The organism is Pseudarthrobacter sp. PH31-O2 (assembly GCF_030063265.1).
Taxonomy (GTDB): Bacteria; Actinomycetota; Actinomycetes; order Actinomycetales; family Micrococcaceae; genus Arthrobacter.
The window spans coordinates 78,519-100,311 of the sequence record NZ_JASIST010000002.1; the positions used below are offsets into that span (position 1 = coordinate 78,519).

At 66.2% G+C, this 21,793-nt stretch carries 19 protein-coding genes and 1 tRNA gene; 14 read left to right on the plus strand and 6 right to left on the minus strand.

What is annotated here, in order from left to right; genetic code table 11:
- Window positions 1–103 precede the first annotated feature (103 nt).
- The 13 genes from QMG72_RS04375 to QMG72_RS04435 all read left to right on the plus strand — a co-directional run bounded on the left by QMG72_RS04375 (window position 104) and on the right by QMG72_RS04435 (window position 13,343).
- Window positions 104–754: a DedA family protein gene (locus tag QMG72_RS04375; RefSeq protein WP_283479776.1), complete on the plus strand. Its 651-nt coding sequence runs from the start codon at window positions 104–106 to the stop codon at window positions 752–754.
- 96 nt (window positions 755–850) lie between these two features.
- Window positions 851–1,606: a DedA family protein gene (locus QMG72_RS04380; protein ID WP_282468095.1), complete on the plus strand. Its 756-nt coding sequence runs from the start codon at window positions 851–853 to the stop codon at window positions 1,604–1,606.
- A gap of 55 nt (window positions 1,607–1,661) precedes the next feature.
- Complete coding sequence (locus tag QMG72_RS04385) at window positions 1,662–2,819, plus strand: adenosine deaminase (RefSeq protein ID WP_226775048.1); 1,158 nt, start codon at window positions 1,662–1,664, stop codon at window positions 2,817–2,819.
- A gap of 81 nt (window positions 2,820–2,900) precedes the next feature.
- Window positions 2,901–3,506 carry a MazG nucleotide pyrophosphohydrolase domain-containing protein gene (locus QMG72_RS04390; protein WP_283479779.1) on the plus strand — a complete coding sequence of 202 codons (606 nt, stop codon included), beginning with the start codon at window positions 2,901–2,903 and terminating at the stop codon, window positions 3,504–3,506.
- A gap of 153 nt (window positions 3,507–3,659) precedes the next feature.
- Window positions 3,660–4,940, plus strand: coding sequence for a phosphopyruvate hydratase (eno, locus tag QMG72_RS04395; protein ID WP_283479780.1), 1,281 nt, complete (start codon window positions 3,660–3,662; stop codon window positions 4,938–4,940).
- A gap of 189 nt (window positions 4,941–5,129) precedes the next feature.
- Window positions 5,130–5,831 (plus strand): FtsB family cell division protein, encoded by a 702-nt coding sequence (locus QMG72_RS04400; RefSeq protein WP_283479781.1) that lies wholly within the window; start codon window positions 5,130–5,132, stop codon window positions 5,829–5,831.
- A 102-nt stretch (window positions 5,832–5,933) separates the two neighbouring features.
- Entirely contained in the window at window positions 5,934–6,644 is a 711-nt protein-coding gene (locus QMG72_RS04405) for a DUF501 domain-containing protein (RefSeq protein ID WP_226775060.1), read from the plus strand.
- Window positions 6,641–7,588: a Ppx/GppA phosphatase family protein gene (locus QMG72_RS04410; protein ID WP_283479783.1), complete on the plus strand. Its 948-nt coding sequence runs from the start codon at window positions 6,641–6,643 to the stop codon at window positions 7,586–7,588. Before QMG72_RS04405 ends, QMG72_RS04410 begins: the two co-directional genes overlap by 4 nt.
- Window positions 7,589–7,716: 128 nt before the next feature.
- Window positions 7,717–9,105, plus strand: coding sequence for a S8 family serine peptidase (locus tag QMG72_RS04415; RefSeq protein ID WP_283479784.1), 1,389 nt, complete (start codon window positions 7,717–7,719; stop codon window positions 9,103–9,105).
- A gap of 38 nt (window positions 9,106–9,143) precedes the next feature.
- Window positions 9,144–10,604 carry an NAD(P)/FAD-dependent oxidoreductase gene (locus QMG72_RS04420; RefSeq protein ID WP_283479785.1) on the plus strand — a complete coding sequence of 487 codons (1,461 nt, stop codon included), beginning with the start codon at window positions 9,144–9,146 and terminating at the stop codon, window positions 10,602–10,604.
- 150 nt (window positions 10,605–10,754) lie between these two features.
- The gene (locus tag QMG72_RS04425; protein ID WP_283479786.1) at window positions 10,755–11,744 is read left to right on the plus strand and encodes an N-acetyltransferase; all 990 of its coding nucleotides are present in this window, start codon (window positions 10,755–10,757) and stop codon (window positions 11,742–11,744) included.
- Window positions 11,735–11,808, plus strand: a tRNA-Leu gene (locus QMG72_RS04430). The genes QMG72_RS04425 and QMG72_RS04430 overlap by 10 nt, the downstream gene beginning before the upstream one ends.
- Window positions 11,809–11,984: 176 nt before the next feature.
- A complete protein-coding gene (locus tag QMG72_RS04435; RefSeq protein WP_253033397.1) occupies window positions 11,985–13,343 on the plus strand; it encodes an ABC transporter substrate-binding protein in 1,359 nt (452 codons plus the stop codon).
- A 366-nt stretch (window positions 13,344–13,709) separates the two neighbouring features.
- Here the strand turns inward: QMG72_RS04435 and QMG72_RS04440 are convergent, their stop codons facing one another.
- The 4 genes from QMG72_RS04440 to QMG72_RS04455 are packed head-to-tail and all read right to left on the minus strand — an operon-like array spanning window position 13,710 to window position 17,835.
- Window positions 13,710–14,483, minus strand: a complete 774-nt coding sequence (locus QMG72_RS04440; RefSeq protein WP_226775040.1) for an ABC transporter ATP-binding protein — start codon at window positions 14,481–14,483, stop codon at window positions 13,710–13,712.
- The gene (locus tag QMG72_RS04445; RefSeq protein WP_282359136.1) at window positions 14,480–15,559 is read right to left on the minus strand and encodes an ABC transporter ATP-binding protein; all 1,080 of its coding nucleotides are present in this window, start codon (window positions 15,557–15,559) and stop codon (window positions 14,480–14,482) included. The genes QMG72_RS04440 and QMG72_RS04445 overlap by 4 nt, the downstream gene beginning before the upstream one ends.
- A complete protein-coding gene (locus tag QMG72_RS04450) occupies window positions 15,556–16,524 on the minus strand; it encodes a branched-chain amino acid ABC transporter permease (protein ID WP_226775038.1) in 969 nt (322 codons plus the stop codon). Before QMG72_RS04450 ends, QMG72_RS04445 begins: the two co-directional genes overlap by 4 nt.
- 9 nt (window positions 16,525–16,533) lie before the next feature.
- Complete coding sequence (locus tag QMG72_RS04455; protein ID WP_226775037.1) at window positions 16,534–17,835, minus strand: branched-chain amino acid ABC transporter permease; 1,302 nt, start codon at window positions 17,833–17,835, stop codon at window positions 16,534–16,536.
- A gap of 516 nt (window positions 17,836–18,351) precedes the next feature.
- Here QMG72_RS04455 and QMG72_RS04460 point away from each other — a divergent pair.
- The gene (locus QMG72_RS04460; RefSeq protein WP_282359139.1) at window positions 18,352–19,224 is read left to right on the plus strand and encodes a Bax inhibitor-1/YccA family protein; all 873 of its coding nucleotides are present in this window, start codon (window positions 18,352–18,354) and stop codon (window positions 19,222–19,224) included.
- A 114-nt stretch (window positions 19,225–19,338) separates the two neighbouring features.
- Here the strand turns inward: QMG72_RS04460 and QMG72_RS04465 are convergent, their stop codons facing one another.
- Complete coding sequence (locus QMG72_RS04465; protein ID WP_283479793.1) at window positions 19,339–20,577, minus strand: acetyl-CoA C-acetyltransferase; 1,239 nt, start codon at window positions 20,575–20,577, stop codon at window positions 19,339–19,341.
- A 20-nt stretch (window positions 20,578–20,597) separates the two neighbouring features.
- On the minus strand, window positions 20,598–21,758 hold the full coding sequence (galK, locus tag QMG72_RS04470) for a galactokinase (RefSeq protein ID WP_283479990.1): 1,161 nt from the start codon (window positions 21,756–21,758) through the stop codon (window positions 20,598–20,600).
- Window positions 21,759–21,793: the final 35 nt, after the last annotated feature.

Below are 21,793 nucleotides of genomic sequence, written 5' to 3' on the forward strand. Positions count from 1 at the left end.
TCGGCGGTGGGCCAAACCCTCGGGGTTTGGCCGCCACAAGTGATAGGGCAAGCCGGCAGTACACTTGCACAACAGCAGTCCTCCCGTTGTTTGTTAGGAAACCGTGCAGGCAATCAACGACTTCATCCTTGCCGCCGCAGGCCAACCCTGGGTGCTCCTCCTGGTGTTTGTATGCTGCGTGATTGACGGCTTCTTCCCGCCTGTTCCCAGCGAATCCGTGGTCGTCGGACTGGCCTCGGTGGCGGCCAGCGCCGGTGTTCCCAACGCGTTGCTGCTCGCCGCGACGGCGGCCGCGGGCGCGTTCCTCGGGGACAACATCGCCTACCTGATCGGCCGCAACACCGGCACGCAGCGCTGGGCCTGGTCGCGCGGGCATCGTATGCAGCGCGCGTTCCGCTGGGCCGGCACCGAGCTGCGCAAACGGCCCGCCTCCCTGGTCCTGGTGGCGCGGTTCGTCCCGATCGGCCGGGTGGCGGTCAACCTGACGGCCGGCGCCACCGGGTTCCCGCGTCCGCGCTTTGTTGGGTTGACGGTGCTCTCCGCGGTGCTCTGGGCCTTGTACTCGGTCGCAACGGGACTGTTTTTTGGCCAATGGTTTGCGGAGAACCACCTGCTCGGGGTCATCGTCGCCGTGATTTGCGCGATCGGCCTGGGCATCCTGGTGGACGTCCTCATCCGCTGGCTCCGCGGAACCCTTCCCGTGGAGCCCGAACTGCCGGTCCCGCCTTCCGGGTCCCAACCGACTGAGCGCTGAAACCGGGAGATTCATCCGCCGGGAACGTAGCGTATCCGTTTCCGACATGGGACACTGAAGAGCGCTTTTCACCACTTTCCTAGGAGCAACGCCCGCGTGGAATTTATCAATGAGGCAATTCTCCATGCCGCGGGTCAATGGTGGATTTTTCCAATTCTGACGATCTTCTGCTTCATTGACGGATTTGTGCCGATTCTGCCGAGCGAAACCCTGATCGTCGCCCTGGGTGCCCTGTCCGTGACATCCGGGCAGCCGAACATGTGGTTTGTGATGGCAGCGGCCGCCGTCGGCGCTATTGCCGGCGACAACATGGCCTACCTGCTGGGCCGGCATGTCGGCGTCGAGCGCTTCCGCTGGATGCGCAGGCCCAAGGTCCAGCGGGCGCTGAACTGGGCCCGCTACGAACTGGACAAACGTGGCGCCATGCTGATCTTCACGGCCCGCTACATTCCGGTCGGGCGCGTGGCGGTCAACTGGATTGCCGGTACCACCGCCTACCCGCGCCGGCGGTTCGTCATCCTGGACATCTGCGCCTCAGTCACCTGGGTCGCGTATTCGGCCGGTGTTGGCATCCTCGCCGGCAACTGGGTCCATGAACACCCCCTGCTGGGCGTCGGCATCGCCATCGCCTTCGCCATTGTGCTGGGTATTGTCGTCGATCACCTCCTGACCTGGCTGCACCGCTGGCGCGACGCCCGGGGCGCCGCCACGGCAGCCGGCCGATCCGCCAACGCTGGCGCCACAGCCAAGACCGGACCCGCCCCGGCAGGCGCTGCCGGCTCGCCGGGCCAGGCTTCCGGCACTGCACCGGCGCCCAAGACCCGGGAGACACCGGCGGACGTCGAAGCCTGATTCCTGGCTCCGGGCCCGGCTGGTATTGCACGGCATCGGACCCTAAGGTTGGAACGTGACTGAGATAATTCTTGACGCTGCCCCTGACCTCGACTTTGACCTGAAGGGCCTCCCCAAGGTTTCCCTTCACGACCACCTGGACGGCGGACTCCGTCCGGCCACCATCATTGAACTTGCCGAGGCCGCGGGACACACCCTGCCCTCCACCGATCCGGTCGCACTGGGGGAGTGGTTCCGCGAATCCGCGGACTCCGGCTCCCTGGTCCGCTACCTGGAGACCTTCGACCACACCATCGCCGTGATGCAGACCAAGGCCGGACTCTTCCGTGTCGCCCAGGAATTCGTCGAAGACCTCGCCGACGACGGTGTTGTCTACGGTGAAGTGCGCTGGGCCCCCGAACAGCACCTCCAGCAGGGCCTGAGCCTGGACGAGGCCGTCGAAGCCGTACAGGCCGGCCTGGAGGCCGGTGTGGATGCCGTCGCCGAGACCGGCCGCGACATCCAGGTCGGCCAGCTCATCACCGCCATGCGCCATGCCGACCGCGGCCAGGAAATCGCGGAACTGGCGGTCCGCCACCGCAACAACGGTGCCGTAGGCTTCGACATCGCCGGCGCCGAAGACGGCTTCCTGCCATCCCGGTTCAAGGACGCCTTCACCTACCTTGCCCAGCACAACTTCCCGGCGACGGTGCATGCCGGGGAAGCCGCCGGCCTTGAAAGCATCCAATCGGCGCTGGTCGACGGCCGCGCTCTGCGCTTGGGCCACGGCGTCCGGATCGCCGAGGACGTTACCGTTGAATTCGAAGCAGACGACGATGCCGACGGTGCCGGGGACGAGCTCGATGACAACATCGGCATGGTGACCTTGGGTGACCTGGCCAGCTGGGTCCGCGACCGCGGCATCGCCCTGGAGATCTGCCCTTCCTCCAACCTGCAGACCGGCGCCGTCGCAGGGTTCGGCGAGGGCATCGAAAGCCACCCGCTGGACATGCTTTACCAGCTCGGCTTCAACGTCACCATCAACACCGACAACCGGCTGATGAGCGGCGTGACGCTCACGGACGAGTTTGAGCTCCTGGTCGAGACTTTCGACTACGACCTCGATGACCTGCTGGAACTGACGCTGAACGCGGCCGAGGCCGCTTTCCTGCCGCTGGAGGAGAAGGAAGCCCTCGTCGAGTACATCAACGAGGCTTACGCCGACCTTGGCTAGCCTGGAGGACGCCGCGGGACGGCCGGTGCTGTCGAAACGCTGGCGGAGACGATTGGCGCGCTGCGCGCCCACTGCCCCTGGATGGCTGCCCTCACCCATGAATCCCTCGTGGAGTACCTGCTTGAGGAGGCCTTCGAGGTGGCCGAAACCATCGAGACGGCCGGTGGCGACGCTGAGCTGAAAGCCGAACTTGGCGACGTCCTGCTTCAGGTGGTCCTCCATGCCCGGCTCGCCCAGGAACGCGGCGCCTTCGACCTCGACGACGTGGCCCGCGGACTCACGGCCAAAATGGTCCGGCGCAACCCGCATGTGTTCCGCCGGGACGGTTCGCTGCAGGAGTCCTTTCCGGCCACGGTTGAGGAAATCGTCCGAACCTGGGACGCGGTTAAGCGCTCGGAACGGCTCGTCCCCGCCGGCCCGGAAGCCAACGGAGCCCTCGGCGGTGTCCCCGCAGCCCTTCCCGCGCTGGCACGGGCGCAAAAACTCCAGGACCGCGCCGAACGGGCCGGCTTCCCGCCGTCAACCGGGCCGGTAGGGATAGCGGTTCCGCCCTCGGAAGAGCAACTCGGGGACCTGCTGTTCGCAATGGCGGCCGCCGCCCGGGCCCGGGGCCTGGACGCCGAACGGGCCCTCCGCGGCGCCAACCGCCGCTTCCAGGACGGCCAACACCCGCCGCGGTCACCCTAATCGGCCAAAATGACGTCCGCCGCCGGATAGCTTTCTGTAACTTATCCCACTCTCGACTAGGCTGGTAGCGACGAGGACGTCGGTTTTTCAGCTTGATTCCCAGCCTCTCCCATCAGATTCCCAGCAGATCGCTTCACCCTAAGGAGCCTATCCATGGCGCTTATCGATGCCATCCACGCCCGCGAGATCCTCGATTCCCGTGGCAACCCCACCGTAGAAGTTGAAGTCCTGCTCTCGGACGGCCAGATCGGCCGTGCAGCAGTTCCCTCCGGAGCCTCCACCGGCGAGCACGAAGCCGTTGAACTCCGCGACGGGGACAAAGGCCGGTACCTCGGCAAGGGCGTCCAGAAGGCCGTCGACGCGGTCATCGACCAGATCGCCCCGGCCCTGATCGGTTTCGACGCCACTGACCAGCGCAGCATCGACCAGTCGATGATTGACTTGGACGGAACCGCCAACAAGAGCAAGCTCGGCGCCAACGCCATCCTGGGCGTATCCCTGGCCGTCGCCAACGCCGCCGCAGCCTCCGCTGACCTGCCGCTGTACAAGTACCTCGGCGGACCGAACGCCCACGTCCTGCCCGTGCCGCTGATGAACATCCTCAACGGCGGCTCGCACGCCGACTCCGACGTCGACATCCAGGAATTCATGGTTGTCCCGCTCGGCGCCGAGACCTTCTCCGAAGGACTGCGCTGGGGCGTGGAGGTCTACCACGCGCTCAAAGCGGTCCTGCAGGCAAAGGGCCTGTCCACCGGCCTCGGCGACGAGGGCGGCTTTGCACCCAACCTGCCCTCCAACCGGGCTGCCCTGGACCTCATCCAGGAAGCCATCCGGAACGCCGGCTACACCCCGGGCCAGGACATTGCACTCGCCCTGGACGTCGCCTCTTCGGAGTTCTTCACGGACGGCGCCTACCAGTTCGAGGGCAAATCCCTGAGCTCTACGGAGATGAGCGCCTACTACGCCGAGCTCGTGGCCGACTACCCGCTGGTCTCCATCGAGGATCCGCTGGACGAAAACGACTGGGAGGGCTGGAAGGCCCTCACCGACGCCATCGGCGACAAGGTCCAGATCGTCGGTGACGATCTCTTCGTCACCAACCCCGAACGCCTGCAGACCGGCATCGATTCGGCAACCGCCAACTCGCTGCTGGTGAAGGTCAACCAGATCGGTTCCCTGACCGAAACCCTGGATGCCGTTTCCCTTGCGCAGCGCGCCGGGTACACCACCATCACCTCACACCGCTCCGGCGAGACCGAGGACACCACAATCGCCGACATCGCCGTTGCCACCAACGCGGGGCAGATCAAAACCGGGGCTCCGGCGCGGTCCGAGCGTGTCGCCAAGTACAACCAGCTGCTGCGGATCGAAGAGGAACTCGACGACGCCGCACGCTACGCCGGCCGCAGCGCTTTCCCGCGTTTCAAGGGCTAATAACCGCAGGAACACAAAACCGGTGGCTATGGTTGAAAGACCATGGCTGCCGGTTTGTTTTTGAGACCGGCCTCGTGGCACCGTACGAGCGGAGCAGCACCCCGGCCCCTCGCCTGTGCCGCGGGCCGCGGGACCCAGCACTGAATGCAGCAAGCCAGCCGGGGGAGAACCTGGCATTACAGGAGTGAGATGGCTACCCGCCGACCCAAGGTTCCCCGGGCCACGCCCGCGGCCCCGAAGTCTCCGGCCACCGGCGACGTCATCGAGGCTGATTTCGGCGGCTCCCGCGGAGCAGCGGGCCACGAGGGCAGCAACGCCGCGGCGGATGGGCGCGGATCCGGCCGCACCGCGGGCCAGCACGCCGGCACTGCACCCTCGACACGGCAGGCCGGCGCTGCACGCCGTACACCGGCCCCGCGCAACGCTGTGCCCGGAGCGGCCACGAGCGGCACGGGCACGTCCAAGGCCGGTGCCGAAGCCGGCGGAGAACACCTCGACCCCGTGCCGGCGAAAGCCTTCTCCGGACGCATGCTGGCGCTTTTGGTCGTGATGATTGCCATCACGATCATGCTGGCGCCCACGGTCAAGATCTTCATTGAAAAACGAGGCGAAATAGCCGAACTCCAGGCGGACATCTCCGCCAAGCAGTCGCAGCAAAATGAGCTTAAACGCCAGGTCTCGCGGTGGCAGGATCCGAACTATGTAAAGCAGCAGGCCCGGGACCGCATTAACATGGTTATGCCCGGCGAAACGGGCTACTGGGTCTTCGGCAGCGATTTGCCTGCCGGGGCGGGCAGTGGCGCGGCCGGGGCGCAATCCCAACAAGACCCGGCCGAGCTGCCTTGGGTCGATTCCCTCTGGGACTCGATCCGGCGCTCGGCAACAGACTAAAAAAGCGGCGCCCGCCGCAGGATCGTCGGACCGACAATCCAGACAGGGCAGGAAGGTGCCGCGCCCGTGGACGAGAACCGAGTGGACCAGACCCCGACTGCAGTGAATCCGGGATCCCCTGAGACGGCCCGGTCCGTGGCGGAAACCCGCCGGCCCTCGGCCCGTGACCTCGATGTCCTGAGCCGGCAGTTGGGACGCCCCGTGCGGGACGTCGTGGAGATCCCGGCCCGCTGCGTGTGCGGCAACCCGCTGGTGGCGGCCACGTCCCCACGGCTGAGCAACGGCACACCCTTCCCCACGACCTTCTACCTCACCCACCCGGTCATCACATCCGCGGTCTCGCGGCTTGAAGCTGCCGGCCTGATGAACGAGATGAACGAACGGCTTGGGGCGGACGCGGAACTGGCCTTGGACTACCGGGCCGCCCACCGGGCCTACCTCGCGTCCCGTGCGGAGATCGGCGCCAGGTCCGGAATCGGTCCCGTGCCCGAAATTGACGGCATCTCCGCCGGGGGTATGCCCACCCGCGTCAAATGCCTGCACGTCCTGGTGGGCCAGTCGCTCGCAGCAGGACCGGGTGTGAATCCGCTCGGCGACGAGGCTATTGCGGCCATCAGCGAATGGTGGACACAGGAGCGCTGCTACTGCGACGGCGCCTGGCACACCGGCGGCGAGGCCCCCTCCCAGGACCTGAGCAGGCACGGCCCGCAGGGGCTGCCGGCGATCGTCGGCCGGCCGGCCCCGGTCCGTAAGGCACGTCCCGAGGACCCCGGCATCACGCCCGGGACCGAAACCGCCGGAGCCGGCAAATGACCCGCGTCGCCGCCATCGACTGCGGCACCAACTCGATCCGGTTGCTGATCGCCGATGTGGACACGGCCGGCCCGGCACCCCGGCTGAACGACGTTGTGCGCGAAATGCGCGTCGTCAGGCTCGGCCAGGGCGTGGACGCCACCGGCGAACTCTCCTGGGAGGCCCTCGACCGGACCTTCGCCGCCGCCAGCGACTATGCCGAGCAGATCCGCCGGCATGCGGCCACCAAAGTCCGTTTTGTGGCGACTTCGGCCACCCGCGATGCCCGCAACCGGCAGGTCTTCGTTGATGGCATCCGCGGGCTTTTGGCCGTCGAACCTGAGGTCATCAGCGGGGACAGCGAGGCCGCCCTGTCCTTCGCGGGCGCGAGCAGCGTCCTGCCCTCCCGGGGCGCGGATCCCGTCCTTGTGGTGGACCTCGGCGGGGGCAGTACCGAGTTTGTGCTGGGCAACGCCGGCGGTGTTATTGCCGCCAGGAGCGTTGACATTGGCTGTGTGCGGCTGACCGAACGCCACCTGCGCAGCGACCCGCCCACGGCAGCAGAGATCGCCGCTGCGGAGGCAGACGTCGACGCTGCCCTCGATGAGGCCGCCGGTGCAGTCCCGCTGGACCAAACTGCCGCCGTCGTTGGGGTGGCCGGTTCCATCACCACCATCACCGCCCATGCGCTCGCGCTGGAGGAGTACTCCTCCGCTGCGATCCACGGCACCGAACTTTCGCTCGACGCCATACGCCGGGCCTGCACCGAACTGCTGGAGATGTCACGTGCGGACCGGGCCGTCCTGCCCTACATGCACCCGGGCCGGGTAGATGTCATCGGAGCGGGTGCCCTCGTCTGGCGGCGCGCTGTGGATCGGCTGGCCGCGGTAACCCAGGGCAGGGTCGGGACGGCAGTGACCAGCGAACACGATATTCTTGATGGAATTGCCTTGAGTATCAGCTAAGCGGCCGCTTGGCTTGACTGCGTTGGCCGGACGCGCCACCCGGCCTCACACCGTCCCCGCATCCCACCCGGCGTTTCGCGCCGCCACCTCACCGCAGCGCCCAAAGCTGACCCGCCGATAGGACCCGAATGACCAGAGCAACAGCCCGGCGCCGCCGGACCGCCTCCGCGTTGATGGCCGTGGCCCTTGCCGGCGGCGCGTTGGCGGCCACCCTGACGGCTGCCCCTGCCGCGCACGCCGACCCCTGGCGCGACAAGGAATACTGGCTGGCAGAATCCGGCATCACCAAGGCCTGGGAAGTTTCCAGGGGCGCCAACGTCAAGGTTGCCGTGATTGACAGCGGCGTGGACGGCAAACACCCCGATCTGGCCGGGGTGCTTGCCGGCGGCGTCGACATCTCCGGCGCCGGCAGTCCTGACGGCCAGAAGAGCATCGGTGCCAAGCCCGAGCACGGAACCCTGGTCGCGACCATGCTGGCGGGCCGGGGACATCAGCCTGCCGGTGCAACTGCCACACCCAGTGCCGGCCCCGCCCCGTCCGTCGCGCCGGACGGCATCGTGGGGGTCGCGCCCGAAGCGCAGTTGCTCTCCGTCTCCACGTGGCTCGGATCGCCGAACCCCGGCGGTAAGACCGACCAGGACCAGATACCCCAGGCCGTCCGCTGGGCCGTCGATAACGGCGCCCGCGTCATCAATATCTCCCTTGGCAGCACCTCGCCCGAGTGGCCGCAGAGCTGGGACGCGGCATTCCTGTACGCCGAACAGAAGGACGTGGTGATTGTTGCCGCTGCGGGTAACCGCGGGGGCGGCAACGTCCAGGTCGGTGCGCCGGCCACCATCCCGGGCGTGCTGACTGTCGCCGGGCTGGACCGCAAGGGAATTGCCAGTATTGACTCCTCATCCCAGGGCATCAGCATCGGCGTTGCGGCGCCCGCCGAAAACCTGATCGGAGGCTTGCCCGGGGGCGGCTACGCAGAGTGGGCCGGCACCTCGGGTGCTACCCCGATCGTGGCCGGGGTTGCGGCGCTGATCCGCTCCAAATGGCCGGACATGACGGCCAGCCAGGTCATCAACAGAATAGTCACCACCGCCAAGGACGCCGGCGCTCCGGGGAAGGATCCGTTATACGGGTTCGGGATCCTCGACGCCGAGGCGGCGCTCAAGGCCGACGTGCCGGACACCAAAATCAATCCACTTGGCACGATTTCGGACTGGATCCGGGTCCACCGGCGGGGAAACCTGGCGACGGCGCCCGCGCCGGCACCCGCCGTGCCCTCCAGCGCGGCGCCCACCCTGCCGGAACCCACAGTCCCCGTCGCGGAGCGCCCGTCCGAGCTCGATGCTGCCGTGCCGGCCCTGGTGGTGCTGGGCTTCGGCGGGCTTTTCCTCTGCATCCTGGCCGCCGCAGCCTTCCAGCTCCGCCGTGGCGCCCGGACGGCCGGCCAGGGAAGCCCCGACGGCCCGGCCGCCGCCGATACCGGTGTGCTCGATTCGGCGGATTCCAACGGAAAACCATAGTTAGTGAAGTTTTTCACAAAGTACGGTATTCTTGGGGAATGGCACTCTCCCCTCAGCTCCAGGACCGTCCCAGGGTACTCGTCGTCGGCGGCGGATACGTCGGCCTGTACGTAGCCCTCAAACTGCAGAAGAAGATCGCTAACGCCGGTGGCATTGTCACCGTGGTTGATCCACTGCCGTACATGACCTATCAGCCCTTCCTCCCCGAGGTTGCCGGCGGAAACATCGAGGCACGGCACGCCGTCGTCTCGCACCGCCAGCACCTCAAGCAGACCGAGCTCATTCAGGGCCGCGTCACCTCGATCGACCACGAAAACCGCACGGCAGTGATCGCCCCGGCTGACGGCGGCGAAAACTTCGAAATTCCCTACTTCGACGTTGTGGTGGCCGCCGGTGCTATTACCCGCACCTTCCCGATCAAGGGACTTGCGGACAAGGGCATCGGCCTCAAGACCATCGAGGAAGCCGTCGCCCTGCGCAACAAGGTCCTGGACCGGATCGAAGCCGGCTCGCTAATGACCGATCCCGCCGAACGCGCCCGCGCCCTGACCTTCGTGGTCGTCGGCGGCGGCTTCGCCGGCATCGAGTGCATTACCGAAATGGAAGACCTCGCCCGCGCCGCGGTCAAGAACAACTCCCGCATCAGCCAGGAGGAAGTCCGCTTCGTCCTGGTCGAGGCCATGGGACGCATTATGCCTGAGGTCACCGCCAGCCAGGCAGACTGGGTGGTTGAGCACCTGCGCAGCCGCGGCATCGAAGTCCTGCTTAACACCTCGCTGGACAACGCCGAAGGTTCCCTGAAGCTGATCAACCTTCCGGACAAGACCGCGGCCCAGGAATTCCAGGCCGACACCCTCGTCTGGACCGCCGGTGTGCAGGCCAACCCCATGGTCCGCTCCACCGACTTCCCGCTCGAACCCCGCGGCCGCGTCCGTGTCCTCGCGGACCTGCGCATCGCCGGGGACGAAGGCATCATCGAGAACGCCTGGGCCGCCGGCGACGTCGCGGCAGTGCCGGACCTTACAGGCAGCGGCCTGCCGGACGGTACCTGCGTCCCGAACGCGCAGCACGCGCTGCGCCAGGCCAAACGCCTGGCCAAGAACCTGTGGGCTTCCCGCTGGGACAAGCCGCTCACGGACTACAAACACAAAAACCTGGGCGCGGTCGCCGGTTTCGGCGAATGGAAGGGTGTTGCAAACATCAACCTTCTGGGCCGGATCGGACTCAAGGGACCGCTTGCCTGGCTGGCACACCGTGGTTACCACGGATTCGCCATGCCCACCGTTGAGCGCAAGGTCCGGGTGATCTTCGGTTGGATCCTGGCTTTCTTTATGGGCCGCGACACGACCCAGCTGATCGACTTGGACAACCCCCGCGGCGCATTCGTCGCTGCGGCAACGCCCGCGCCCAAGCCGGCCTCGGCTCCCGCCCCTGAGAAGCAGGCAGCAGAGGCCAGCCCGGCCAGCAGCAAGGAAAGTGTGTCGGCTGACGCCAAGTAGCCAGCACTTGCCCGCGACGGCGGCCGTTCCCTTCCGGGGCGCGGCCGCCGCCGCCGTTAACCGGAAGGTCGGCCGTAGGTCCACCCGGGAAGGGCGCGGGCCGGCCGTCGTCGGGCCAACCCCGGCGGGGTAGGCCCCTAGACTGGCTCCATGACAGCCGCAACGGACCTCCGCACCCTGCTCGCCACGATGCGCCCGGAACTGCGCGGAGGCGAGTTCGTCTACACCCTCTGGCCGCACGGACGGCCGCTTGAAGGGACGATCGAAGCCGCCGTTCGCGAGGCGGAAGGAATGACTGTTGTCCTGCCGCGCAAGGACGCTGACACCCTCGGACTGTCCTACGGCTTCGTCGGCGCCTGGATCACCCTCCAGGTACATTCCTCGCTTGACGCCATCGGCCTGACGGCAGCCGTCAGCACCGCCCTCACGGAGGCCAAAATCAGCTGCAATGTCCTCGCCGGCTTCCATCATGACCACATCCTGGTCCCCGTCGCAGATGCCGACCGGGCGCTGGAGGCGCTGCACGAACTGTCCGCCGCGCACGGCGGGCACACGCCTGCCCCGGAGCTGGTGCTCCGCACAGGGCGGCCCGCGGACCGGTCCGCCATCCTCGCCCTCACCGCCGCCGCCTTCGTCCTCTCGCCGGTCAGCGGACTGCCGGCCGACGGCGGGCCCGGGGAAGTCCGTTTGGTGGGTGCGCTCTTTGACTGTGCCGAATTCCTGCCGGAGTTCAGCATCGTTGCGGAGCTCGACGGCGCCGTCGTGGGGCACGTGATCAGCACCCGCGGGCGCGCGGGCGAATTGGACCTGCTGGGACTGGGGCCGATCGGTGTGCTGCCGAGACTGCAGCGCCACGGCATTGGCAGCGCGCTGATGCAGGAGACCATTGCCCGGGCCAACGCTGCGGGGGAGCGGGGCATCGCACTGCTCGGCGACCCGGAATACTACTCGCGCTTTGGCTTTGTGCCATCGACATCCCTCGGGGTTGAGCCACCCTGTGCAGCCTGGGGTCCGCACTTCCAGTTGCTGCCGCTGGCACTCTGGCCGGGCGGGGTGAGCGGAAGCTTCCACTACGCCGAGGCGTTTGGCATCGCTGAGACCAGCGCCCGGCGGGCTATTATGGACCGGGCGCCCCAGTAGCCCAATTGGCAGAGGCAGCGGACTTAAAATCCGCGTGTTGTGGGTTCGAGTCCCACCTGGGGCACACTTTATGGCGCCTGCCGATTCCTGGCCAGATTTCCTCTATGCAACGAGTGTTATAAGGATGTGACCGTAGTCACTTTGGATCGGGCCGGAAGTGCACTAGCTTGAAGGTAAATCAGGAACACCTGATCTTTCGCATCAAAGGCCGTTCGCACCTTTAGATCGAGGAGATTGTAAATGACTTCACTCCCCCAGGCGGCACCCCGCATCGCTAAGCTGACCGCGCTTAGCATCGGCGTTGCCCTTCTGGCTACGGCTTGTGGTGGCTCGTCCACCCCGTCGTCGTCCGGATCCGGAACCGCTTCGGCCAACGCCGCTGCAGGCATCGCGTGCCCCGCACCGAGCGCCACTGCCGGCGCCAAGTCGACCGCCGCAGCCGGCGGGGCCGTTCCGGCCTCCACGACCACCACCGAAACCGCTCTTAAGCTTGGATCGCTCCTGCCGACAACGGGGTCGCTGGCGTTCCTGGGCCCGCCCGAAATCGCTGGCGTCAACCTTGGTATCAAGGAAGTCAATGACGCCGGGGGTGTGCTGGGCAAGCCCGTTGAAATCATCCACCGCGACTCCGGTGACACCAAAACCGATATTGCCACGCAGTCCACCAGCGCCCTGCTCGGACAGGGTGTCAGCGCAGTCATTGGTGCCGCTTCTTCGGGTGTCTCCAAGACCGTCATCAACCAGATCACCGGCGCAGGCGTCATCCAGTTCTCGCCGGCAAATACCTCCCCGGACTTCACCGCCTGGGATGACAAGGGTTTGTTCTGGCGCACCGCCCCGTCGGACGTTCTCCAGGGCAAGGTCCTCGGCAACTACATGGCGACCTGTGGCGCCCAGACCGTTGGCATGATCGTCCTGAACGACGCGTACGGGACCGGCCTGGCCAAGAACGTACAGTCCGCTTTTGAGGCAGCCGGCGGCAAGGTTGTTGCCCAGGAGCTCTTCAACGAAGGCGATTCGCAGTTCAGCAGCCAGGTGGACAAGGTGCTTGCGGCCAAGCCGGATGCCATCGCCCTGATCACCTTTGACCAGGCCAAGAGCATTGTTCCGCTGATGACGGGCAAGGGCGTCAAGCCCACCCAGATGTTCCTGGTGGACGGCAACATGTCCGACTACAGCAAGGACTTCCAGGCAGGCACCCTGAAGGGCGCCCAGGGCACCATCCCGGGTACCTTCGCCAAGGACGACTTCAAGAAGAAGCTGCTGGCCATCGATCCCGCGCTGAAGGACTACAGCTATTCAGGCGAGTCCTACGATGCCGTGAACCTGATCGCACTGGCAGCAGAGGAAGCCAAGAGCACCAAGGGAACTGACATCGCGGCGCACCTGAAGGACGTGTCTGAAGGCGGCGAAAAGTGCAACGACTTCCCCTCCTGCGTCACCCTGCTGCGCAACGGCAAGGACATCGACTACGACGGCCAGTCCGGCCCCGTAACGTTCTCCGACGCCGGCGACCCGACAGAGGCCTACATCGGCATCTACGAGTTCCAGGATGACAACACCTACAAGCCGGTCAAGGAAGAATTCGGCAAGCTGTAAGCTCGCCCTTCCCTAGCCGCAAAAGGCCCCCGCCCAATGGGCGGGGGCCTTTTGTATGCCCGGGAGGAAGGCTGCCAACAATGCCGCCCGGCTTGGCGATGCTGCCCGGCGTGGCGCCGCTGCCGCCGTTGCGCCGGGACGCCGGCGGCCGCACCCGTTGCCCCGGCGGGGACCCGGCGGCCGCAGCCGTTGCGCCGGGACTGGCGGTCGCATCCGGGACTGGCGGCCGCACCCGGTACCCGGCGGTCGCATCCGGGACCGGGGATCCCGCCGGTCCCGTGAGTGCGGAGCTGGCGGCGCCGGGCGCGCAGAAGGGCCGCCACCGGTTGGTGACGGCCCCTGCTGTTGCTGCGGAGTTGCGGAGAACTACTCGACGGTGTCGGCGAGCGTACCCAGGTACAGCTGGATGACCTTGGGGTCCTTCATCAGTTCCCGGCCGGTGCCGGTGTACGCGTCCTTGCCCTGGTCCAGGACGTAGCCGCGGTCACAGATCTGCAGGCAGCGCCGGGCGTTCTGTTCGACCATAATGACCGAGACGCCCGCACGGTTGATTTCGTGGACCCGGAGGAAGGTCTCGTCCTGTTTGACCGGGGAAAGGCCGGCGGAGGGCTCGTCGAGCAGCAGCACTGCCGGGTCCATCATCAGGGCCCGGCCCATCGCCACCATCTGGCGTTCACCGCCGGAGAGTGATCCCGCGCGCTGGGCCCGCCGCTTGCCAAGTTCCGGGAACAGGCCGGTGACGAAGTCGAAGCGCTCGGCAAAGTCCTTGGGCCGCTGGAACATGCCCATCTGGAGGTTCTCCTCGATGGTCAGCGCCGCGAACACGTTGTTGTTCTGCGGCACAAAACCGATGCCCCGGCTGACGAGCTTGTTGGCCTTAAGCCCGGTGATGTCCTGGCCGCGGACCACAACGGAACCGGAGTGGACCTTCACCAGGCCGAACATCGCCTTCAGGAGTGTGGACTTGCCGGCTCCGTTGGGGCCGATGATGCCGATGAGCTCGCCCTTGCGGGCCTCGATACTGCAGCCGTTGAGGATATTAACGCCGGGGATGTAGCCCGCCACCAGGTCGGTGACCTTGACGACCGAATCCTCGTCGTGGACTGGCGTAGCGGCGGGGGCCGCACTGGTGGCGCTCATTGGGTGTCCTTTTCTGTGCTGTTCGGCTCATCTGCGCTGCGCCTGCCGTGCGCGGCACCGTTGCCGTCCGCCGGCGCATCCGTTTCGGAACCGACGATATCCAGGGAGATGATGCCGGCGTTGTCGGTGCCCACAATCGACTCCTCGTCGGCCCCCAGTTCGGCCGCGAGCTCTTTGATGCCTTCCGAATCGCCGAGATCCACGTCGTGGTGGGCGCCCAGGTAGGCGTCGATCACGGCGGGGTTCTTCATTACGTCGGCAGGCGGACCTTCGGCTACGATCCGGCCCTCGGCCATCACCACCACCCAGTCGGCGATGTGCCGGACCATGTGCATGTCGTGTTCAACAAACAACACGGTCATGCCCTCAGCCTTGAGGTTCTTGATGTGGTCCAGGAGCGACTGGGTCAGCGCGGGGTTGACGCCGGCCATCGGTTCGTCAAGCATCACGAGCTTGGGCCTGACCATCAGCGAACGGGCCATTTCCAGGAGCTTGCGCTGGCCGCCGGAAAGTGACGCAGCATAGTCGTCCTTTTTGGCGTCCAGCTTGAACTTCCGCAGCAGCACGTCGGCGTCGGCGGTAATCTGCTTTTCCTGGCCGCCCCAGATTCCTTTGAACAGGGCCTTGGAAAGTCGTTCACCGGACTGGTTGGAGGCACCAAGACGCATGTTTTCCATCACCGTCAGCTTGCCCATCACCTTGGTCAGCTGGAAGGTGCGGACCATGCCCATCCGGGCCACCTTGTAGGAGGAGACGCCGGCCAGACTGTTGCCTTCGAACTGCCACTTGCCCGTGTTGGGTGTGTCGAAGCCGGTCAGCAGGTTAAACAGCGTGGTCTTGCCGGCGCCGTTGGGCCCGATGAGTGCGGTGATTTTGTGCCGGGGGATCTCGAGGTACTCGACGTCGACGGCGTTGATGCCGCCGAAGCTGCGGGTGACGTTTTCGGCCACCACGATCGGGTCGCGCTTTTTGCAGCCCGGAGCAGTCTCCCCGGCCGCGATCGGCCGCGAATCCGTCATGTAGTCGATTTCTTCCGGGTTATCCGCGGGACGGGGTGTATCGCTCTGCGTGCTCATGCGAAAGCCAGCTCCTTTTTGTTGCCGAGGACACCCTGGGGCCTGAAGATCATCAACAGCATCAGCGCGACACCCACAAGGATGTACCGCAGCTGCCCGGCCTGGACCGTGTTGAGCCAGGTGACGGCGCCGGATTCGATCAGGCCATACAGGATGCCTTGTGTGAGGGACAGGACGACCCAGAAGATCATGGCGCCAATCACCGGCCCCAGCACCGTGCCCAGGCCGCCAAGCAGCAGGCAGGTGTAGAGGAAGAACGTCAGTTCGGTCCCGTAGTTCGCCGGCTGGACTGCGCCGCGGGGGAGGGTGAAGATCATGCCTGCGAGGGCGCCGAGGACGCCGCCGATGATCAAAGCCTGCATCTTGTAGGCGTACACGTTCTTGCCCAGCGAACGGACAGCATTTTCGTCCTCGCGGATGCCCTTAAGGACTCGGCCCCAGGGGCTGCGCATAAGCAGCCAGATCACCAGGCAGAGAAGGGCCACCACGGTCCAGGCGACAACCCGGATGAAGAAGTCGCGGTTGTTCATCCCCAGGTAGGAACCTTCGGGGAAAGGGTTCATGGCATAGAAGTCGCCTTCGAAAGCGGCGAGGCCGTTGGCCGAACCGGTGACGGCGGTCAGCTGGTTGGTTGTGACAATGTAGCGGACGATTTCCGCCGCCGCGATTGTCACGATGGCCAAGTAGTCGGCCCGCAGCCGGAGGGTGGGGATACCGAGGAGCAGGGCGAAGATGGCTGAACACACCACGGCGATGAGGAGCCCGACGAAGAACGGGGCGCCGAAGGTCAGGGTGGAGATGGCGAAACCGTAGGCGCCCACCGCCATAAAGCCGGCTTGACCGAAGTTGAGCAGGCCTGAGTAGCCAAAGTGAACCGCAAGGCCGAGGGTTGCGAGGGCGTATGCCGCCGTCGTCGGGCTGAACAGTTCACCGGCAGCACTGGAAAATATGAATCCGAAGTCCATGGCTGTCTCCTAACCCACGCGCTCGCGCCGGCCCAAGATGCCTTGGGGCCGGAACAGAAGGACAATAATCATAATGAACAGTGCTCCCACGTATTTGAGGTCGGCGGCGAGGCCGAACACGGTGGTCAGCTCCACAAAGATACCGACGATGATGGATCCGATCAGGGCGCCCCATACCGTGCCAAGGCCACCCAGGGTGACGCCGGCGAAGATGAGCAGCAGGATCTGCGATCCCATATCGAAGGTGACGCCGGGCCGGTAGTAGGCCCACAGGATGCCGCCGAGAGAGGCCAGCATGCCGCCGGTGACCCAGACAATCCGGATCACAGAGTCGACGTCGATGCCCGAAGCCGCCGCCAGCGCCGGGTTGTCGGCGACCGCGCGGGTGGCTTTGCCGAGCCGGGTCTTGAGCAGGATGATCCCGAGCAGCGCGATCACCACGGCGCTGATCACAAGGGACCACAGGTTGTTGGGGGAAATGGAGATCAACCCGATCTGGATCTCCGTGCTCTGTGCGTACGGCAGCTGCTGGGTGGCGCCGCCGAAGAAGAACTGGATGACGTAGCGCACGGCCAGGGCGAGGCCGATGCTGACGATCATCATGGGCACCAGGCCGGTGCCCCGGCGGCGCAGCGGCTTCCACAGGCCAGCGTCCTGGAAGTAGCCAAAGAGGCCGCCGCCGAGCAGCGCGAGCACAACGGCCAGCCAGAACGGGAGGTTCATGGCGTTGAAAGCGAAGACCAGGACGGCGCCGAGGGTGACCATTTCGCCGTGTGCGAAGTTGGTCAGCCCGGTAGTGCCGAAAATCAGCGACAGACCCACCGATGCGAGGGCCAGCAGAAGTCCGAAACTCAGGCCCGCCACCAGGCGGTTGACCAGGTTCTTGCCAAAGTCCTGCTGTTGGACGACGATGCCTTCACCGAAGGCGAAGATCACCGAAAGGTTCGACGTCTGGCTAAAGGTGACCTGGCGGGGGTTCTCCTGGCCGGCTGCGAGCTTGCGGCCGTCCGGGAGGGTGGATTCGTTGAGTTTGACCTCATAGGTTCCCTGCTTCGGGACACCAATGGACCACGAACCGTTTTCCGCGGATTTCGTCGACCCGGTGAAGCCGTCGCCGGTGGCACTGATTTCTACGCCGACAAGCGGGGTGCGGTCGTCGCCGCGCAGGAATCCGCTGATGTTGTTGGTAAACGTCCCGGTCGGTTGAGACGTGGTTGCCGACGGTGATGGTGCCGGTGCGGGGCTCGTGGCCTGCGATGCCGGCGCGACGATCAGCAGCAGTGCGGCGACGGCGGCAAAAACGGCCCCCACAGCTTTCAGCAATCTGCCGCGCCGTCTTTGCGACAGGCCTCTCGGTGTGCTTCTCAAAATGAAAACCTCCACATGGGGTGGTGTGGGTTGCGCCATTGCAACCGATGCGAACAGTCAAGGTGACGGAAGGTAAAACCTGGTGCGATGCGGTCGAGATGTCCAGCTTGTGATATCCGTCACCCTATTTGGCCCATGTTACAGCCCGTCCGGGGCAATGAATGCCCTCCGGAGCAGGCAGAACGTCGCGATCAGGTAACAACCGTGAAGCATCGGCGACGGGGTGGTTTACCCGGCCTAAAGTAAACTTTTGTTGATCTGGAGTATGCCTAAACAGTCGTCGGTCGACGGTGCCCGCGGCCCGCGGCCCGGCGGCAGGGAGGTCACAGTCGGGTTGCAGCCAAGCGCTGGCGGGAACTAACGCTGCCCGTCAGCGGTTGGAATTGGTAGCGTGTACTTAGCTGACACGAACAGTTCACCACCGGATCACCACACCCCTTTATATGGAGGACAGCTTCAATGGCACTTGGCGGAAACCCAGTCTTCAACGGAAAGAACTTCCGTGGAGCAACCCAGGCACCGCCTGCCCCGCAGGCGTTCGGGCAGGGCGCCCACGGCCGGTCCGGCTGGAACGCGTCCCCCCAGGCGATGACGCAGGACCAGCTCCAGGACATGTACAACCGGCCCGCCGCCGGCCCCGCGGACACGGGCCGGATGAGCTATGACGATGTCATCATAAAGACCGCTGTCTGCCTTGGCGCCGTGATCGCCGGCGCCGCAGTCACGCTCGTGGTGGCGGAGGGCTTGGCCTATACGCTGATGATTGCCGGTGCGCTGGGCGGTTTTGTCCTCGCCCTTGTCAACACCTTCAAGAAGCAGCCCTCACCGGCGCTGATCCTCGCCTACGCGGGACTCGAGGGGTTGTTCCTCGGTGGCCTGACGCGGATCCTCGACGGGATGTTCCCGGGTGTCGGACTGCAAGCCGTGATCGGCACTCTCTCCGTGTTCGCTGTGACCCTGGTGCTCTTCAGGAGCGGCAAGGTTCGGGCCACACCGAAGGCCATGCGCTTTTTTATGATTGCCTTGATTGGCTACGCCGTCTTCGCGCTCATCAACATGGTGATGATGTGGACCGGCGCGGTCCAGGAGCCGTTTGGGCTCCGGACCAGCGTGGAGATCTTCGGCATTCCCCTCGGTGTTTTTATCGGCGTGCTGGCGATCGGTCTGGCCGCGTTCTCGCTGATCATGGACTTCACCAGCATTGAAGCCGGCGTCCGCAGCGGCGCCCCGCAGCGCTTCTCCTGGACCGCCGCCTTCGGCCTCACTGTGACGCTGGTATGGCTATACGTGGAGATCATCCGGCTGCTGGCGATCCTGCGCGGCAACGACTAACAGAGTCAGGCCACACCGGCCGCCGTGAGCTCAGAAAGCGGGCCCAGCCAGTTCACTTGGCGGGGCCCGCTTTTGTGCGCCGGGGCCGCTTTTTGTGCGCCGGGCCCGAGGGCATCAGCTGAGCCGCTCCAGCACCACGGCCATGCCCTGGCCGCCGCCAACACAGAGCGTGGCCAGACCCAGCTGGGCATCCCGCTCCCTGAGCCCGTTCAACAGGGTGGTGGTCATTCGGGCGCCGGTCATACCAAACGGATGCCCCAACGCGATGGCGCCGCCGTTGACGTTGAGTTTGCTGTGGTCGATGCCAAGCTCCTTGGCGCTGGCGAGGACCTGGACGGCGAAGGCCTCGTTGAGTTCCACGAGGTCGATATCCCCGATGCCCAGCCCGGCGAGCTGCAGAGCCCGCCTGCTGGCCTCTACCGGGCCCAGTCCCATCAGCTCGGGGGACAGGGCGCTGACGCCGGTGGAGAGAATCCGGGCCAGCGGCGTCAGCCCGAGTTCGGCGGCCCGACGGTCGCTCATGACCACGAGGGCGGCGGCCCCGTCGTTCAGCGGGCAGGCGTTCCCGGCAGTAACGGTGCCACCAGCGCGGAACGCCGGCTGCAGTGCGCTGACCGAGCCAAGGGTCACCGCAGCCCGGGGGGAGTCGTCCCGGTCGATCACGGTGCCGTCCCTGCGCGTGTAGGGGGTGATTTCGCGGGCATAGAATCCGGCGGCGATGGCTGCCTCGGTGCGGTTTTGGCTCAGCACGGCCCAGTCGTCCTGGTCGGCCCGGCTGATGCCGTACGTCGTGGCGACGTTCTCGGCGGTCTGGCCCATGGCGATGTAGATGTCCGGCATCCGCCCGCCCAGCCGCGGATCCGTCCACGGTGTATTCGATGCGGCCCGCGCAGCCGTGCGTTGGCGGGCGGCATCGAAGAGCGGGTTATGTGTGCTTGCGTCCGTCTCGCCGGCGCCGGTCCAGTCCCGGTACCGTGAGACCGCTTCGACTCCCGCCGCCACAAATGCCCGGCCTTCGCCGGCCTTGATGGCGTGGAAGGCCATGCGGAGCGTTTGCAGGCTGGAGGCGCAGAACCGGTTGACTGTGGCGGCCGGGACGTTGTCCAGCCCGGCCAGGATGGTGACCACCCTGGCCATATTGGAACCCGCTTCGCCGCTGGGCTCAGCACAGCCAAGATAGAGATCGTCCAGGCCCTGGCCGGTGGCATCAGCGGCGTCGAACGATGGAATCCGGGCCAGTGCCGCGGCGACCATGGCGGCAGCGATGTCGTCGGGCCGCTCATCTTTCAGCGAGCCTTTAAAAGCGCGTCCGATGGGGCTTCTGGCAGTGGAAACAATGACTGCTTCTGGCATGCGCCCAGCCTACGCTCCGGTCAGGCCAGGCGCAGGGCTCCTGCGGCGGGACGCACGGTAAAGATGTCCGGCGGTGCAAAACCGGCAGCGCCGAAGGCCTGTTCGATGGCGGCACGGACCTGCCGTTGGGCCGCCACCGGGGTGAGCGCAATCGCTGAGCCGCCGAAGCCGCCACCGGTCATCCTGGCGCCGAGGGCGCCGGCCGAACGGGCGGCGTGCACCGCGAGATCCAGCTCGGCGCAGGAGATCTCGAAGTCGTCGCGCATCGAGGCGTGGGACGCATCCAGCACCGGCCCGATCGCGGCCGGCCCGGCGCTGCCGAGCAGCTCGAGGATCTGCAGCACACGGTTGTTTTCCGTCACAACGTGCCGCACCCGACGGAACGTCTTGTCGTCCAGAAGTCCAGCAGCTTCCGCCAGGTCCTCGAGTTCGACGTCGCGAAGGGCCTTCACCCCGAGGACCTCCGAGCCGAGTTCGCAGGCGGCCCGCCGGGCGGCATAGCCGCCGGCGGAGTGGGAATGCGACACCTTGGTGTCGATCACAAGCGTGACCAGCCCGGCGCTTTCGGCATCGAAGGGCACGAGCCGGAAGCTCCGGTCCCGGCAGTCCAGGAACACGGCCTGCCCGGCCGCGCCGCGCAAGGAGGCGGTCTGGTCCATGATGCCGGTCGGCGCGCCGACAAAGTCGTTCTCCGCTTGCCGGGTGGCCAGCACCATCTCGTCCACACCCAGCCCGGCAGCAGTAAGTTCATTCAGCGCCGTAATGACGGCGCATTCAATGGCATGGGACGAGGACAGCCCGGCCCCCCGGGGTATGTCCGAGGCCAGGAGGATGTCCAGGCCCGGGACCGGGAGCCCGCGCTGCTGCAGTGCCCAGAGAACACCGAGTGGATACTTCGTCCAGCCTCGGGCCGTGCCGCGGTCCAGGGCGCCGGCGTCCGCCGTCGTCATTCCCTGGTTGCCGAACGTGGACAGCAGCCGGAGGGTCGAATCGGGCCGGATCCGGACGGCCACCCGGGCTGCCTTGTCGATCGCAAACGGCAGCACGAACCCCTCGTTGTAATCGGTGTGCTCGCCGATCAGGTTGACCCGGCCCGGGGCCTGCCAGACGCCGTCGGGGGCCACCCCGAACGCGCTGTGGAACCGGGCCGCCAGTTCGCCATTGCCCGGCGGCCGGGTCATGGCTGTGCGGCTAACGTGATGCGGCTCATGGGTCC